Source organism: Variovorax sp. GW821-FHT06D12 (genome assembly GCF_059419205.1).
This window is the reverse complement of record NZ_JBWKRI010000001.1, coordinates 892,725-908,280: the sequence shown is the minus strand read 5'-3', so window position 1 is coordinate 908,280 and position 15,556 is coordinate 892,725. Positions and strand designations below refer to the sequence as shown.

Below are 15,556 nucleotides of genomic sequence, written 5' to 3'. Positions count from 1 at the left end.
TCTTGTCGGTGCGGCGTGAGGGGCTCAGGCTGCCGTGTCGGTGGCTTGTGCGGTCTGCGCGATGGCGGCGCGCAGGCTGTCGATGATCTGGTCGATGTGCCGGCGCTCCAGCGTGAACGGCGGCGACAGCGCAATGGTGTCGCCCACCGAGCGCACCAGCACGCCGCTTTCGTCCAGGCAATGTTGCGCCACGGCCTGCGCATGCGTGCCGGGGCCCGAGGCCCAGCCCTGCAGCTCGATGCCGGCCAGCAGGCCGACGTTGCGCACGTCGATCACGCCCGGCAGGCCGCGCAGGCTGTGCAGGCCGTCTTCGAAGTAGGGCGACAGCTCGGCGGCGCGGGCGATCAGGCCGTCTTCGGTGTAGGCGTCGAGCGTGGCCATGGCGGCGGCGCAGGCCAGCGGATGGCCCGAGTAGGTGTAGCCATGCGACAGCTCGACCGCGCTCACGCTGCCCTGCATGAAGGCGTCGTGCACCGCGCCGCGCATGAGCACCGCGCCCATCGGCACGGCGCCGTTGGTCAGGCCCTTGGCGGTGGTGATGAGGTCGGGCGTCACGCCGAACAGGTCGGACGCGAAGTTGCGGCCCACGCGCCCGAAACCGGTGATGACCTCGTCGAAGATCAGCAGGATGCCGTGCTTGTCGCAGATCTCGCGCAGGCGCTTCAGGTAGCCGCGCGGCGGCGGCAGCACGCCGGTGGAGCCGGCCACGGGCTCGACGATCACGGCGGCGATGGTCGAGGCGTCGTGCAATGAAACCAGCGCCTCGAGCGCGTCGGCCTTGTCGATGCCGTGCGGCGGCTCGCCGCGCGAGAAGGCGTTGCGCGCCAGGTCGAGCGTGTGCGGCAGGTGGTCCACGCCGTTGAGCAGCGGCCCGAAGGTGCTGCGCTGGCGCCCGATGCCGCCCACCGAGATGCCGCCGAAGCCCACGCCGTGGTACGAGCGCTCGCGCCCGATGAGCCGGTAGCGGCCCGCGTCGCCGCGCGCCCGGTGGTAGGCCACCGCGATCTTCAGCGCGGTGTCGACCGACTCGGAGCCCGAGTTGGTGAAGAACACGTGGTCCATGCCGGCCGGCGCCATCTGCGTGAGGCGCTGCGCCAGCGTGAAGGCGGCGGGGTGGCCGATCTGGAAGTTGGAGGCGTAGTCGAGCACGTCGATCTGCGCTTTCATCGCCGCGCTGACCCGCGGGTTGCGGTGCCCGGCGTTCACGCACCACAGGCCGGCGATGGCGTCGAGCACGCGGCGGCCGTCGGCCAGGTCGTAGTACAGGCCCTCGCTGCCGACGATGAGGCGCGGCGCCTGCTTGAACTTGCGGTTGGGCGTGAAGGGCATCCAGAACGCGTCGAGCGAACCGGGTGGCGTTGTCAGGGTATCGGCGGAAGCCACGGTGTTTTTCTCCTTGGGAAACGACCCGTCGTCCGGGTCGGCGTGGGGCCGATCTTGAAATCCAAATTGTATTTTTGGTGTGAGATGTACATGGTTTTTTAGGGCCAAAAATACAAAAGACCCGCGATGATCGGCACCCAGCCCGTGTTTCCGGAGACCCATGGATGGCCCCGCAGCAGCAGATGCAGATGCAGACGCAGATGGACAACAAGTCGGTCCCGCCGCTCACCCAGCGCGTGAGCCGCTACATCCTCGACCAGGCCCTGGCCGGCGGCTACGAGAACGGCCGCCACATGACCGAGACCGACCTCGCGGGCCGGCTCGGCATTTCGCGCACGCCGGTGCGCGCCGCGCTGCGCCTCTTGCACGAGCGTGCGCTGTTGGCGCACGTGCCCAACCGCGGCTACACGCTGGTGGCCGACCGCGAGGCGCTCGACCGCGCACGCCGCGAGATGCCGGAGGACGAGGAGAAGACGCTCTATTACCGCGTGCTGCGCGACCGCCTCGCGGGCAAGCTGCCGACGCGCGTCAACGAACTCGAGCTGGCCCAGACCTACGGCGTGCCGCGCCCGCTGCTGCGCAACGTGATGACCACGCTGCTGCAGGACGGCGTGCTGCGCGGTCGCCACTACCAGCGCTGGGAATTCACCGAAACCCTTGACTCGGTCGCGAGCGAACGCGAGAGCTACCGCTTTCGCCTGGTGGTGGAATGCGCGGCGCTGCGCGAGCCGGGCTTCAAGGTCGAGCACGAGCGGCTGCTGGCCTGCCGCGAACAGCAGCAGACTTTGCTCACGCATGCCTCGCGCCATTCGTGGATGGAGTTCTTCGAGGCCAACGCGCAGTTCCACGAGCTGCTGGCCAGCGCCTCGGGCAACCGCTTCATCCTCGATGCGGTGAAGCAGCAGAACCGGCTGCGCCGCATCTCCGACTTGTCGGACTACCCGCTCGTGAACATCGACCTGCTGCGCAAGTCGTGCCGCGAGCACCTGCAGATCCTCGACGCGGTCGAGGAGAACAAGCTCGAAGTCGCCGCGAAGCACATGCACGCCCACCTGAGCCGTGCCAGCGACATCCTGGAGCGCCGCGTGATGGGCGACCTCGATGCGCTCGGCGAATGAGCCACCGCACCCTTATGACCACCCAAGAAACGTCGGCTCCCGATGCCGCGCTGGCCGACGGCTGGCGCGATGGTTTTCCCACGGCCGGCACCGCCGTGCAGCGCCCGCGCGAACGCCCGATCTTCCAGGCGCCCGAGAACCGCTGGGCCTTCTCGCACCTGCGCGAGCTGCAACCGACGCGCAACGTGTCGCGCGGCACCGGCCCGGTGTCGGTGCTGCCGCGCGCCGACCGGCCCGAGCTCGACACGCTGGCCTTCACCTTGCCCGCCGATGGGTCGCGCACCGACTGGCGCAGCGCGCTCACAACGATCTGCGCCGACGGCGCGGTGGTGCTGCACCGCGGGCGCATCGTGTACGAGCGCTACTTCGGCGCGCTCGACGAACACGGGCAGCACATGGCGATGTCGGTCACCAAGTCGGTCGTCGGCACGGTCGGCGCGATGCTCGCGGCTGAGGGCGCGCTCGATGAGCATGCGCAGGTGCGGCACTACATCCCCGAACTGGCGACGAGCGCCTTCGGCCGCGCCACCGTGCGCCAGGTGATGGACATGACGACGGGCATCGACTACTCGGAGGACTACACCGACTCCGATGCCGGCGTGTGGAAGCACGCGCGCGCCGGTCAGTTGCTGCCGCGCCCCGCGGGCTACGCGGGCGCCGAGGGCTACCGCCAGTTCCTGCAGACCGTGCAGGGGCAGGGCACGCACGGCGAGGCCTTTGCCTACCGCACCGTCAACACCGACGTGCTGGGCTGGCTCATCAGCCGCGTGACGGGCCAGCCGCTGGCGCGGGTGCTGGGCGAGCGCATCTGGTCGCGCCTGGGCGCCGAGCAGGACGCGGCCTTTGCCGTGGACGGGCAGGGCGCCGAGTTCGCGGGTGGCGGGCTGTGCACCGGCCTGCGCGACCTCGCGCGGCTGGGCGAAATGATGCGGCTCGGCGGCGCCTTCAACGGCACGCAGATCGTGCCCGAGGCCGTGGTGGCCGACATCCGCCGCGGCGCCGATCCGGCGCGCTTCGCGCTCGCGGGCTACACGCGGCTGGCCGGCTGGAGCTACAGAAACATGTGGTGGGTGGCGCACGACGCGCGCCGCACCTTCACCGCGCAAGGCATTCACGGCCAAGCGCTGCACATCGACCCCGAGGCCGAGATGGTGGTGGCGCGCTTTGCCTCCCACCCGCTGGCCGCTAACGCCCACCTGCCGACCTCGATGCACGCCTTTCGCGCGATGGCCGAGCACCTGATGCGCGGCTGATTTCCTGCTCTTCTCCTTTCTATTTTTTCTTCTTCATGCTTACCCAAGTCACGACCAACGCGAGCCTGCAGGCCCGCAAGAACGGCGCCTGCGCGCAGGGCATCGGCACGCTCACGCCGCACTTCACCGCCCGCGCCGACAACGCCGAACTGTGGGATGTGGAAGGCCGGCGCTTTGTCGACTTTGCCAGCGGCATCGCCACGCTCGCCACCGGCCACCGCCATCCGCGCATCGTGGCGGCCGTGCGCGCGCAGCTCGACGACTTTCACCACACCTGCTTCCACGTCACGCCCTACGAGGAATACGTGGCGTTGTGCGAGCAGCTGAACCGCGTCGTGCCCGGCCCGAGTGCCAAGAAGAGCGCGCTCTTCACGACCGGCGCCGAGGCCATCGAGAACGCGATGAAGGTGGCGCGCGCCGCCACCGGCCGCAGCGGCGTGGTGGCGTTCTCGGGCGCGTTCCACGGCCGCACCTTCATGGGCATGGCGCTCACCGGCAAGGTCGCGCCGTACAAGGCGGGCTTTGGTCCGATGCCGGGTGACGTGTGGCATGTGCCGTTCCCCGCTGCGCCGCTGGGCGTGACGGTGGACGACAGCATCGCGGCGCTCGACCGGCTGTTCAAGACTGACGTCGATCCGCAGCGCGTGGCCGCGATCGTCATCGAACTGGTGCAGGGCGAGGGCGGCTTCTACGTGGCGCCGCCCGCACTCATGGAGCACCTGCGTGCAGAGTGCGACCGCCACGGCATCCTGCTGGTCGTCGACGAAATCCAGACCGGTTTCGGGCGCACCGGCAAGCTGTTCGCGCTGGAGCACTACGGCATCGAGGCCGACCTGGTGACGACCGCCAAGAGCCTGGCCGGCGGCTTTCCGCTGTCGGCGCTCACGGGGCGCGCCGAACTCATGGACGCCACGCGCGTCGGCAGCCTGGGCGGCACCTACGCGGGCAATCCGCTGGCAGTGGCTGCGGCGCTGGAGACGATGCGCGTGATCGAGGACGAAGGGCTGGTCGCGCGCGCCCGCATGCTCGGCGAGCGGCTGACGGCGTGCCTCGCGGCCCTGCGCACCGAGGTGCCGCGCATCTGCGACGTGCGCGGCCTGGGTGCGATGGTGGCGGTGGAGTTTCGCGATCCGCACAGCGGCGAGCCCGATGCCGAGTTCACGAAGCGCGTGCATGCGGCGGGGCTCGAGCGCGGTCTGCTGCTGCTGACCTGCGGCGTGCACGGCAACGTGGTGCGCTTCCTGTTCCCGCTCACCATTCCTGAGGCGGTTTTTGAAGAAGGGCTGGGGTTGCTGGTCGAATCGATTCGGGCGGCTAACGTCTGAACGACTAACGGCGCGGCGCAATGCCGAGCGTGCGGCAGAAGTCGTAGAAGTCTTCGAGCTGCAGCGACTTGTCGAACACCGCATCGACGCCCGCCGACAGCGCGCCTTCACGCACCTCGGAGGTCGCGTGGTTCATGAACACCACGGTGCGCTGCGCGGGCGACTTGCGTTCCCTCAGGTGGTTGGCCACGGTCAGGCCGTTGCCTTGCGCGAGGAACACGTCGATCACGGCGGCGTCCCAGGCGTCGGGGTTCGCGTCGAGCCAGTCGATGGCTTCGTCGCTGCTGCTAGCGGTGGCGACGACTTCGCATCCGGAGAATTCCCTCAGTCCATCGGTCAGGGTGGTGGCGATCAGGGGGTTGTCTTCTATGAGGTAGATGCGGGTCATCGGTGCGTAGCCTGGAAATGAAATGCGTCGGCTCGTCTGCGCTTGTGGCGCGGGTCTGCCGGGCCGGTCCATTGTCACGAGGCGAGCGCGGGGCGGAGTCGGACAACGCCGCCACATGGCGTCCCCCGCGCACGCGAAAGCGCTGTTTGTGCATTGCATCACTGGCGTACAAGACGCGGGCGCGGGGCGTGCCTATCGTGCGGGGCTTCTTTGACTCCGTCACGACAGGTTGTTTGATGTCGCCTTCTTCTTCGTCTTCCTTCGCGCCACCCTTCACCGCTTCGGGCCGCAGCGCGCTCGTGCAGGCGCCGCCGTGGCACTACGCCGGGTGGCTGGTCAACGTGGGTTTCTCGTTCGATGCCGCACGCGGCGCGGCGCTGGTGCCGCCGGAGGTCGGCGTGGCCACGGGCAACGGCTGCGTGCATTTCGCCGACTGGCAATCGTGCGGCGACGACGGGCGCGAGATGCTCGACCCGGTGTACGCGCAGTACCGCGAGACCATCGTGGTGCTCGAGATCGAGCCGGCGCGCGGCGACACGTCGCGTCGCTGCTTCTACTGCCCGCTCATCTACGTCGACCAGGACATCTCGATGCTGCGCGGCTGGCTGCAGGGCTGGCCCAAGAAGATCGGCCAGACCTGGCTCACGCGCAGCCTGCCGTTGATCCATCCGGCCGCCGCGCCGATGGCGGCCGGCAGCCGGCTCGGCGCGAGCCTCAGCGTGAAGGAGCGGCGGCTGATGGACGCCACGGTCACGCTGTCGGGCGAGGCGAGCGGGCCGCTCGGCTTTCTCGCTGCACCCACCATCGGCGCCATCGGCTGGCCCGACCTGACGCAAGCAGGCAGCGTGACGGTGCCGCGCTACCTGCGCGCCGACATCATCGACCGCGTCGAAACGGGCTGGGTGCAGGGCGAGGCCACGCTGCGCTTTCACGAGCATCCCGTGGAGGAACTCGCGCTGCTCGGCCCCGTGCAGACGACGCAGGCCAGCGCGGGCTGGATGGGCCTCACGGTGCGCGGCGCGATCGCGGTGTGAGGCGGGCGCTGCCTCCGACAGGTAGCTGCGCTACCCTCGGCGGGTCATGATGCTTCCCGCCCCGACGACCTCGCACGTGATCGGCCTGCCGCTGGCCGACGGCACACCGGTCGAGGTGATGTTCGCGGGCGATCCCAAGGCGCACTTCGCGCTGCACTGGCATGCGGAGTGGAGCGTGGGCGCGATCGTCGAAGGCCGCTGCGAGTTCGTCTGCGCCGGCGCGCCCCGCTCGGCGCAGGCGGGCGAGCTGGTGCTGATGCCGCCGTTCGCGCTGCACACGGCCGGCGTGAGCGCCCAAGGCTTTCGCATGGTGATGCTGTATGTGCCGCACGCTTGGGTGGCGGCGCGAATGGAGTGGCCGAATGGTCGGCGAGGGTCGTTGCGGCAGGACGTCTGGCGCGACGAGGCGAGCGTCGATGCGCTCGCGCAGGCGGCATCGGCGAAGGACGGTGCGCGCATCGGCGCGCTGCTCGACGGCATCTTCCGCACGCAGACGACCGACCCGCTTGTGGCGGTCGCGCGGGCCGCGGGCGATGCGCGCGTCGAGGCCGTGTGCGACCTGCTCGCGACCGAGGACGCCTGCCGCATCGAACCCACGTCGCTCGCCGAGCGGCTCGGCGTGTCGCGCGAGCACTTCCATCGCCTGTTCCGCGCGGCGGTCGGCATGGCGCCGGCGCAGTACGCGCGGCTGGCGCGCATCGCCCGCGCCAAGGTGCTGCTGCGCGAGGGCCATGCGCCCGCCGAGGTTGCCGCGCAATGCGGCTTTGCCGACCAGGCGCATTTCTCGCGCTGGTTCCGTCGTTGCTTTGGTGTGACGCCGGGGAACTACCGGGCGGGCGGCTCGCCAAAAACCGTCGCGTGAGAAACTACGCCCCCGAGCGAGCGCCCCGCGTATGAACGACAAGTCCTTGAATCTGAAAGAAAAAATCATCTCCGTCGCGCCCATGATGGACTGGACCGACAGGCATTGCCGCGTCTTCCACCGCCTCATGACACGCCACGCGCTGCTCTACACGGAGATGGTGACCACCGGCGCGCTGATCCACGGCGACGTGCCGCGCCACCTGCGCTTTCATGAAGAAGAACACCCCGTGGCGCTGCAGCTCGGCGGCAGCGAGCCGCACGACCTGGCCCATTGCGCGAAGCTCGGCGAAGAGTGGGGCTACGACGAGATCAACCTGAACTGCGGCTGCCCGAGCGAGCGCGTGCAGCGCGGCGCGTTCGGGGCCTGCCTCATGAACGAGCCGCAGCTGGTGGCCGATTGCGTGAAGGCGATGGTCGACGTGGTCGATGTGCCGGTCACGGTGAAGCACCGCATCGGCATCGACAAGATCGAGAGCTACGAGTTCGTGCGCGACTTCGTCGGCGCGGTGAGCGAGGCCGGTTGCGGCACGTTCATCGTGCATGCGCGCAACGCCTGGCTGCAGGGCCTGAGCCCGAAGCAGAACCGCGAGATTCCGCCGCTGCGCTATGCGCTGGTGCACCGCCTGAAGCACGACTTTCCGGCGCTGCAGTTTTCGATCAACGGCGGCATCGCCACCAACGCGCAGGTGCACGAGCACCTGCGGCTGCTCGACGGCGCCATGATCGGCCGCGAGGCGTACCACAACCCCTGGTGGCTGGCCGAATGGGACGCCGAGTTCTACGGCGACGCCCCCCAGACGCTCACGCGCGAGGACATCGAGGCGCAGATGTGCGACTACATGGTCCGCGAGGCGGCCGAACACGGCACCAACTGGTGGTCGATCGCGCGCCACATGCTGGGCCTGCGCAACGGCCTGCCCGGCGCGCGCCGCTGGCGCCAGGTCTGGAGCGACCATCGCCTGAAGACCCGTCCGCCGCACGAAGTGATGGCGCTGGCGCACGAACCTGCCGCCCAGGCCGCCTGAATTCCGGCCTCGCCGCCCCGACTTTGTAGACAGTCAACACAATTGAGCGAAGTTGACGCTCGATGGAACACAGTTTCATGACAATGCAACAACAAGTGTGAGCGAAGCACCTGTTTTTGCTCAAGAATAAGGCGGTCAGGGAAACAAGAAAAAGGTTCTGTCTTATGAGTGAAGCTGCAGGCAGCAAGGAAGAAGTCAGTGCGCTTGCCAGGGGGTTGTCGCTGCTGAAGGTCATCGGGATGGCGGCAGCGCCCGTCGGAAACCGGGAGCTGGCCGACACGACCGGCATTCCGAAGGCCACGGTGTCGCGCCTCACGGCGACGTTGGTGGGGGCGGGGTATCTGCGGCAGTCGCAAGACAGCGAGCGTTTCAGCCTGGGGCCGGTGTTGCTCGACATGAGCAGCCGCTACCTGCGCAATTTCGACCTGAGGGCGCTGGCGCGTCCCCACCTGAGCAACCTGGCCGAACTGTCGGGCGCCAGCATCCACATGGCGGTGCGCGACGACCTGGACATGCTGGTCATCGATTCGCTGCGCCCGCGCTCGGCGCTCATCAGCTCCCGCATCGACGTCGGCTCGCGCATGTCCATCGCCACCTCGGCCTCCGGCCGCGCCTACATCGGCGCCTTGCCCGGGCCCGAGCAGTCGGCACTGCTGGAGCAGATCCGCCTCGAAACCGGTGAGAACTGGCACGCCATCGAGCCGCGCCTCATCGCCAGCCTCGAAGAGCACGCCCGCCTGGGCTACTGCACCTCCTTCGGCGAATGGAACCCCCAGATCCACGCCCTGGGCTTCGCGCTCGAAGGCCCGCGCGGCGAACGCTACGGCGTGAGCTGCGGCGGCCCCGCCTACCTGCTGCCGAGGGAAGCCATGCTCAGCCGTGTCGCCCCGCGCATGCTGGAAATCGCCCAGCGCATCGCGACAGAGGCCGGCACCCTCACGCTGGGCTGAAAAAGGAAATAGACCGCGCCCGAAGGGCGCCGGTCACCTTCGTGGGACGCCGCGGAACCGGCTCTGCCGGGCCGCAGGCGTCGCCCCCGGAAGGGGGTTGGCGAAGCGACACGAAGTGCGCGAAGCCTGGGGGAGAGCCCTATACAGCGGCTTCCAGGCCGTTGAGGAAGTGCTCGCGCATGCGCGCCATGGCCGTGGCCGCGTCGCGCGCCTCGATGGCCGCCATCACCGCGCGGTGCTCCGCGAGCGACTCGCCAATGCGCCCCGCCTTCAGCAGCGAGTTGTGGCGATTCAACTTCATCACCTTGCGCAGGTCGGCCACCATCTGGTCGCGCCACTTGTTGTTGGCAATGGCCAGCAGGCTCATGTGGAAGCGCTCGTTCACCGCAAAGAAGTGCTCGCGGTCTTCCTTGCCGGGGGCGGCGGCGGCTTCCAGCTCGGCGTGCAGCGCCTTCAGCTCGGCGCGCTGGGCATCGGTGGCGCGCTCGGCCACCACGCCGGCGGCGTCGCTCTCCAGCAGCGAGAGCAGGTGGTACACATCGGCCAGATCCTGTTCCGACACCTCGGTGACGTACGCGCCGCGCCGCACCTTCATCGTCACCAGCCCTTCGGCGGCCAGCACCTTCAGCGCCTCGCGCAGGGGCGTGCGGCTGATGCCGTATTCCTCGGCCAGCTTGAGCTCGTCGATCCAGCTGCCCGGCTCCAACTCGCGGCGGAAGATCCGCTGGCGCAGGAGCTCGGCCACCTCTTCATAGAGGGCGCGGGGGGTCAGGGTGACGGCGGACATGGGCTGAACTGTACTTCAAAATCGCGTTTGAATTAATAATTACAGATGGGTTAGACTTGTGAACGGCTTGCAAATCCGTGCAAGCGACCTTGCGAATCCCGTCAGACCACCGCCTGGAGCGGCGCCTTCCATGAGCAGCAGCACACCCGAACCCACCTACAAGCCGGCCGATCTCGACGCCTGGGCCAAGTCCGCCGCCAAGTCGGCGCCCGGCGGCGACGTGAATGCGCTGAACTGGATCACGCCCGACGGCATCAGCGTGAAGCCGCTGTACACCGCGGCCGACCTGCAGGGCCTGAAGTACACCGACACGCTGCCCGGTTTCGAGCCCTACCTGCGCGGCCCGCAAGCCACCATGTACGCGGTGCGCCCCTGGACCATCCGCCAGTACGCCGGCTTCTCCACCGCCGAAGAGTCGAATGCGTTCTACCGCAAGGCGCTGGCCGCCGGCGGCCAGGGCGTGAGCGTGGCCTTCGACCTGGCCACTCACCGCGGCTACGACAGCGACCATCCGCGCGTGACCGGCGACGTCGGCAAGGCCGGCGTGGCGATCGACTCGGTCGAGGACATGAAGATCCTGTTCGACCAGATCCCGCTGGACAAGGTGAGTGTCTCGATGACGATGAACGGCGCCGTGCTGCCGGTGCTCGCGGGCTACGTGGTCGCGGCCGAAGAGCAGGGCGTGGCGCAAGACCAGCTGAGCGGAACCATCCAGAACGACATCCTCAAGGAGTTCATGGTCCGCAACACGTACATCTTTCCGCCGGCGCCGAGCATGCGGATCATTGGCGACATCATCGAGTACACGGCGCAGAAGATGCCGAAGTTCAACTCGATCTCGATCAGCGGCTATCACATGCAGGAAGCCGGCGCCAACCAGGCGCTGGAGCTCGCCTTCACGCTGGCCGACGGCAAGGAGTACGTGAAGACCGCGCTGGCCAAGGGCCTCGACGTGGACGGCTTTGCCGGCCGCCTGAGCTTCTTCTGGGCCATCGGCATGAACTTCTATCTGGAAGTGGCCAAGATGCGCGCGGCGCGCCTCCTGTGGTGCCGCATCATGAAGGAGTTCAACCCCAAGAACCCCAAGAGCCTGATGCTGCGCACGCACTGCCAAACGTCTGGCTGGTCGCTCACCGAGCAGGACCCGTACAACAACGTGGTGCGCACCACCATCGAGGCGATGGCCGCGGTGTTCGGCGGCACGCAGTCGCTGCACACCAACGCGCTCGACGAAGCCATTGCGCTGCCCACCGAGTTCAGCGCCCGCATCGCGCGCAACACGCAGCTCATCATCCAGGAAGAGACGCACATCACGAACGTGATCGACCCCTGGGCCGGCAGCTACATGATGGAGAAGCTCACGCAGGACATGGCCGACGCCGCCTGGACCATCATCGAAGAGGTCGAGGCAATGGGCGGCATGACCAAGGCCGTGGACAGCGGCTGGGCCAAGCTCAAGATCGAGGCCGCCGCCGCCGAGAAGCAGGCGCGCATCGACTCGGGCAAGGACGTGATCGTCGGCGTCAACAAGTACAAGCTCAAGAACGAGGACGCGATCGACAGCCTGTCGATCGACAACGTCAAGGTGCGCGAGCAGCAGGTGGCGCGCCTGCAGAGCATCCGCGCTTCGCGCGACAACGCCAAGGTGCAGGCCGCGCTCGACGCGCTCACCGACGCCGCCGAAAGCAATACCGGCAACCTGCTGGCGCTGAGCATCGACGCGGTGCGTGCGCGCGCCACCGTCGGCGAGATTTCCGACGCCCTCGAAAAATCCTTCGGCCGCCATCGCGCCGACACGCAAAAGGTGACCGGTGTGTACGCTGCCGCTTATGACTCGGCCGAAGGCTGGGAAGCGCTCAAGACCGAGATCAACGACTTCGCCGAAGCGCAAGGCCGCCGCCCGCGCGTGATGATTTCCAAGCTCGGCCAGGACGGGCACGACCGCGGCGCGAAGGTCGTCGCCACGGCGTTCGCCGACCTGGGCTTCGACGTCGACATGGGCCCGCTGTTCCAGACGCCCGAAGAGTGCGCGCGCCAGGCCATCGAGAACGACGTGCATGCCGTGGGCGTGAGCACGCTCGCCGCCGGCCATAAGACGCTCGTGCCGGCCATCATCGAAGAGCTGCGCAAGCAGGGCGCGGACGACATCATCGTCTTCGTCGGCGGCGTGATTCCGCGCCAGGACTACGACTTCCTGTACGAAGCCGGCGTCAAGGGCATCTACGGCCCGGGCACGCCCATCCCGGCCAGCGCCAAGGACGTGCTGGAGCAGATCCGCGCGGCCGTCGCAGTCTGAGACGAGTCGACGTGGGCGATCTCTTGTCGCGGCTGTCGCTGCAGCCCGTGGATTCCAGCGATTTCGAAGACATGCTGGCCGTGCGCATCGATGCGATGCGTCCGAGCCTGGAGCGCGTCGGCCGTTTCGACCTCACGCGCTCGCGCGAGCGCCTGTCGGCCGGTTTCGTGGTGCCGTACATGCACCACATCGTGCTCGACGGTGAGCAGCGCCTGGGCTTCATCACGCTCAAGCCCGAGGACGCGGATGCGCTGCGCCTCGATCACCTGTACCTGCGCACCGGCTTCCAGGGGCGCGGCATCGGCGAATGGGCGCTGCGCTGGGCCAAGGCGCAGGCGCGCGAACAGAAGCTGGACATCAAGCTCACCGCGCTCGTGCAGAGCGACGCCAACCGCTTCTACCAGCGGCACGGCTTCGTGCTCGAAGGCGAAGAGGGCGTCGACCTGCACTACCGCTGGCGCGTGGCGTCGGAGGCCGCGTGCTGAACACCGTCGGCGCGCTCGAACGCGCGCTCGCCGATGCGCCGGGCATGGCGCAGCGGCGTGCCATCGCCAAGGCGATCACGCTGCTCGAATCGACGCGCGCCGACCACCGCGCGCAGGCCGACGAACTGCTCACGGCGCTGTTGCCGCGCACCGGCCAGTCGTTCCGCCTGGGCATCTCGGGCGTGCCCGGCGTGGGCAAGTCGACCTTCATCGAAACGCTGGGCCTGCTGCTGATCGGCAAGGGCCACCGCGTGGCGGTGCTCACCATCGACCCGTCGTCCACCGTGTCGGGCGGCTCCATCCTGGGCGACAAGACGCGCATGGAGCGCCTGTCGGTGCACGAGCGCGCCTACATCCGGCCCAGCCCTTCGAGCGGCACGCTCGGCGGCGTGGCCGAGAAGACGCGCGAGGCCATGCTGGTCTGCGAGGCGGCGGGCTACGACATCGTCATCGTCGAGACAGTGGGCGTGGGCCAGAGCGAAACGGCGGTGGCCGGCATGACCGACATGTTCGTGCTGCTGCAACTGCCCAACGCGGGCGACGACCTGCAGGCGATCAAGAAGGGCGTGATGGAGCTGGCCGACCTGGTCGCAATCAACAAGGCCGACATCGACCGCGACGCCGCCACGCGCGCGCAGGCCCAGATCACCTCGGCGCTGCGCCTGTTCGGCCACCAGGGCAACCCCGACCATGCGCACGCTGTGCACGACGCGCACAGCGGCGTGGAGCGCCGCTTCTGGCTGCCCAAGGTGCTGCAGCTCAGCGCGCTCGCGGGCACCGGCGTCGACGCCTTCTGGGACGCCGTGCTCGAATTCAAGGCGCTGCAGACCGCCAACGGCAAGCTCGCCAAGCGCCGCGAAAAACAGGCCACCGCGTGGATGTGGGAACGCATCGACGCCGGGCTCAAGCAGGCATTCCGCCAGCACGCGCAGGTGCGCGAGCTGCTGCCGCAACTCACGCAGCAGGTGGCCCAGGGCAGCCTGCCGGCCTCGACGGCGGCGCGCCAGCTGCTCGCCGCGGCAGCCATCACCGCCCGGGTGTGACACCCGGCCCCCACAAGACTCTCCCAGCAATCCAGAACCACAGCTTCGGAAGCACACCATGCAAGAACTGATCGAACAACTCGAAAAGAAGCGCGCCCAGGCGCGACTCGGCGGCGGGCAGAAGCGCATCGACGCGCAGCACGCCAAGGGCAAGCTCACGGCGCGCGAGCGCATCGAGCTGCTGCTCGACGACGGCACGTTTGAAGAGTGGGACATGTTCGTCGAGCACCGCTCGGTCGACTTCGGCATGGCCGAGCAGAAGATCCCCGGCGACGGCGTGGTCACGGGCTACGGCATGATCAACGGCCGCCTCGTGTTCGTGTTCAGCCAGGACTTCACGGTCTTCGGCGGCGCGCTCAGCGAAGCCCACGCCGAAAAGATCTGCAAGGTGATGGACCAGGCCATGAAGGTCGGCGCGCCGGTCATCGGCCTGAACGACTCGGGCGGCGCGCGCATCCAGGAAGGCGTGGCCTCGCTGGGCGGCTATGCCGACGTGTTCCAGCGCAACGTGATGGCCTCGGGCGTGGTGCCGCAGATCAGCATGATCATGGGCCCGTGCGCGGGCGGCGCGGTGTACTCGCCCGCCATGACCGACTTCATCTTCATGGTGAAGGACAGCAGCTACATGTTCGTCACCGGCCCCGAAGTGGTGAAGACCGTGACGCACGAGAGCGTGACGGCCGAGGAACTGGGCGGCGCCATCACCCACACCACGCGCAGCGGCGTGGCCGACATGGCGTTCGAGAACGACGTCGAGGCGCTGATGATGCTGCGCCGCCTGTACAACTACCTGCCGCTGAACAACCGCGAGAAGCCGCCGGTGCGCCTGGGCAACGACGGCCAGGGCGACCCGGCCGACCGGCCCGACTACTCGCTGGACACGCTGGTGCCCGACAACCCGAACAAGCCCTACGACATCAAGGAACTGATCCTGAAGGTGGTGGACGACGGCGACTTCTTCGAGCTGCAGCCCGACTACGCGAAGAACATCGTGATCGGCTTCGCGCGCATGGAAGGCCAGACGGTCGGCATCGTGGCCAACCAGCCGCTGGTGCTGGCGGGTTGCCTGGACATCAAGAGCAGCATCAAGGCGGCGCGCTTCGTGCGCTTTTGCGATGCGTTCAACATCCCCGTCATCACCTTCGTCGACGTGCCCGGCTTCATGCCCGGCACCGGCCAGGAGTACGGCGGCATCATCAAGCACGGCGCCAAGCTGCTGTACGCGTACGCGGAGTGCACGGTGCCCAAGATCACCGTCATCACGCGCAAGGCCTACGGCGGCGCGTACGACGTGATGGCCTCCAAGCACCTGCGCGGCGACGTCAACCTGGCCTGGCCGCGCGCCGAGATCGCGGTGATGGGCGCCAAGGGCGCGGTGGAGATCATCTTCCGCGAAGACAAGAACGACCCCGAGAAGCTCGCCGCCCGCGAAGCCGAGTACAAGGCCCGCTTCGCCAACCCGTACGTGGCCGGCGCGCGCGGCTACATCGACGACGTGATCCTGCCGCACGAAACGCGCAAGCGCATCTGCCGCTCGCTCGTGATGCTGCGCGAGAAGAAGCTCGAGAACCCGTGGCGCAAGCACGGAAACATTCCGCTCTGAGC

General features: G+C 68.3%; 14 protein-coding genes. 11 read left to right on the top strand and 3 right to left on the bottom strand.

The genetic code is table 11. The annotated features are described in order from the left end of the window. Positions 1-24: 24 nt before the first annotated feature. Positions 25-1,383 carry an omega-aminotransferase AptA gene (aptA, locus tag AC07SQ_RS04215; RefSeq protein ID WP_495270658.1) on the bottom strand — a complete coding sequence of 453 codons (1,359 nt, stop codon included), beginning with the start codon at positions 1,381-1,383 and terminating at the stop codon, positions 25-27. Between the two features lie 164 nt (positions 1,384-1,547). Here aptA and AC07SQ_RS04210 point away from each other — a divergent pair, with 164 nt between their 5' ends. The 3 genes from AC07SQ_RS04210 to gabT are packed head-to-tail and all read left to right on the top strand — an operon-like array spanning position 1,548 to position 5,079. After that, on the top strand, positions 1,548-2,501 hold the full coding sequence (locus tag AC07SQ_RS04210; protein WP_495270659.1) for a GntR family transcriptional regulator: 954 nt from the start codon (positions 1,548-1,550) through the stop codon (positions 2,499-2,501). A 14-nt stretch (positions 2,502-2,515) separates the two neighbouring features. Continuing rightward, a complete protein-coding gene (locus AC07SQ_RS04205) occupies positions 2,516-3,754 on the top strand; it encodes a serine hydrolase domain-containing protein (protein WP_495270660.1) in 1,239 nt (412 codons plus the stop codon). A gap of 35 nt (positions 3,755-3,789) precedes the next feature. Further along, positions 3,790-5,079, top strand: coding sequence for a 4-aminobutyrate--2-oxoglutarate transaminase (gene gabT / locus AC07SQ_RS04200; protein WP_495270661.1), 1,290 nt, complete (start codon positions 3,790-3,792; stop codon positions 5,077-5,079). Between the two features lie 4 nt (positions 5,080-5,083). Here the strand turns inward: gabT and AC07SQ_RS04195 are convergent, their stop codons facing one another. Further along, on the bottom strand, positions 5,084-5,467 hold the full coding sequence (locus tag AC07SQ_RS04195) for a response regulator (protein ID WP_062473196.1): 384 nt from the start codon (positions 5,465-5,467) through the stop codon (positions 5,084-5,086). A 236-nt stretch (positions 5,468-5,703) separates the two neighbouring features. Here AC07SQ_RS04195 and AC07SQ_RS04190 point away from each other — a divergent pair, with 236 nt between their 5' ends. From AC07SQ_RS04190 to AC07SQ_RS04175, 4 genes are all read left to right on the top strand, one after another. Next, on the top strand, positions 5,704-6,501 hold the full coding sequence (locus AC07SQ_RS04190) for an acetoacetate decarboxylase family protein (protein ID WP_495270662.1): 798 nt from the start codon (positions 5,704-5,706) through the stop codon (positions 6,499-6,501). A gap of 46 nt (positions 6,502-6,547) precedes the next feature. Continuing rightward, entirely contained in the window at positions 6,548-7,363 is an 816-nt protein-coding gene (locus AC07SQ_RS04185; protein WP_495270663.1) for a helix-turn-helix transcriptional regulator, read from the top strand. Positions 7,364-7,394: 31 nt separating this feature from the next. After that, positions 7,395-8,390: a tRNA dihydrouridine(20/20a) synthase DusA gene (dusA, locus tag AC07SQ_RS04180; protein WP_447745016.1), complete on the top strand. Its 996-nt coding sequence runs from the start codon at positions 7,395-7,397 to the stop codon at positions 8,388-8,390. 164 nt (positions 8,391-8,554) lie between these two features. Beyond that, positions 8,555-9,340: an IclR family transcriptional regulator gene (locus AC07SQ_RS04175; protein ID WP_062473201.1), complete on the top strand. Its 786-nt coding sequence runs from the start codon at positions 8,555-8,557 to the stop codon at positions 9,338-9,340. A gap of 139 nt (positions 9,341-9,479) precedes the next feature. On the opposite strand, the gene AC07SQ_RS04170 is transcribed toward AC07SQ_RS04175, so the two are convergent. Continuing rightward, positions 9,480-10,127 (bottom strand): GntR family transcriptional regulator, encoded by a 648-nt coding sequence (locus AC07SQ_RS04170; protein ID WP_062473203.1) that lies wholly within the window; start codon positions 10,125-10,127, stop codon positions 9,480-9,482. A gap of 130 nt (positions 10,128-10,257) precedes the next feature. On the opposite strand from AC07SQ_RS04170, the gene scpA reads away from it, so the two are divergent. From scpA to AC07SQ_RS04150, 4 genes are read left to right on the top strand one after another with little or no spacing between them, the layout of a single operon-like run. Further along, positions 10,258-12,423: a methylmalonyl-CoA mutase gene (scpA, locus tag AC07SQ_RS04165; protein ID WP_495270664.1), complete on the top strand. Its 2,166-nt coding sequence runs from the start codon at positions 10,258-10,260 to the stop codon at positions 12,421-12,423. 11 nt (positions 12,424-12,434) lie between these two features. Beyond that, positions 12,435-12,908 (top strand): GNAT family N-acetyltransferase, encoded by a 474-nt coding sequence (locus AC07SQ_RS04160; RefSeq protein WP_062473207.1) that lies wholly within the window; start codon positions 12,435-12,437, stop codon positions 12,906-12,908. Continuing rightward, positions 12,902-13,951 (top strand): methylmalonyl Co-A mutase-associated GTPase MeaB, encoded by a 1,050-nt coding sequence (meaB, locus tag AC07SQ_RS04155; protein ID WP_495270665.1) that lies wholly within the window; start codon positions 12,902-12,904, stop codon positions 13,949-13,951. Before AC07SQ_RS04160 ends, meaB begins: the two co-directional genes overlap by 7 nt. 58 nt (positions 13,952-14,009) lie before the next feature. Then, complete coding sequence (locus AC07SQ_RS04150) at positions 14,010-15,554, top strand: acyl-CoA carboxylase subunit beta (protein WP_062473211.1); 1,545 nt, start codon at positions 14,010-14,012, stop codon at positions 15,552-15,554. The last annotated feature ends 2 nt before the right edge of the window (positions 15,555-15,556 follow it).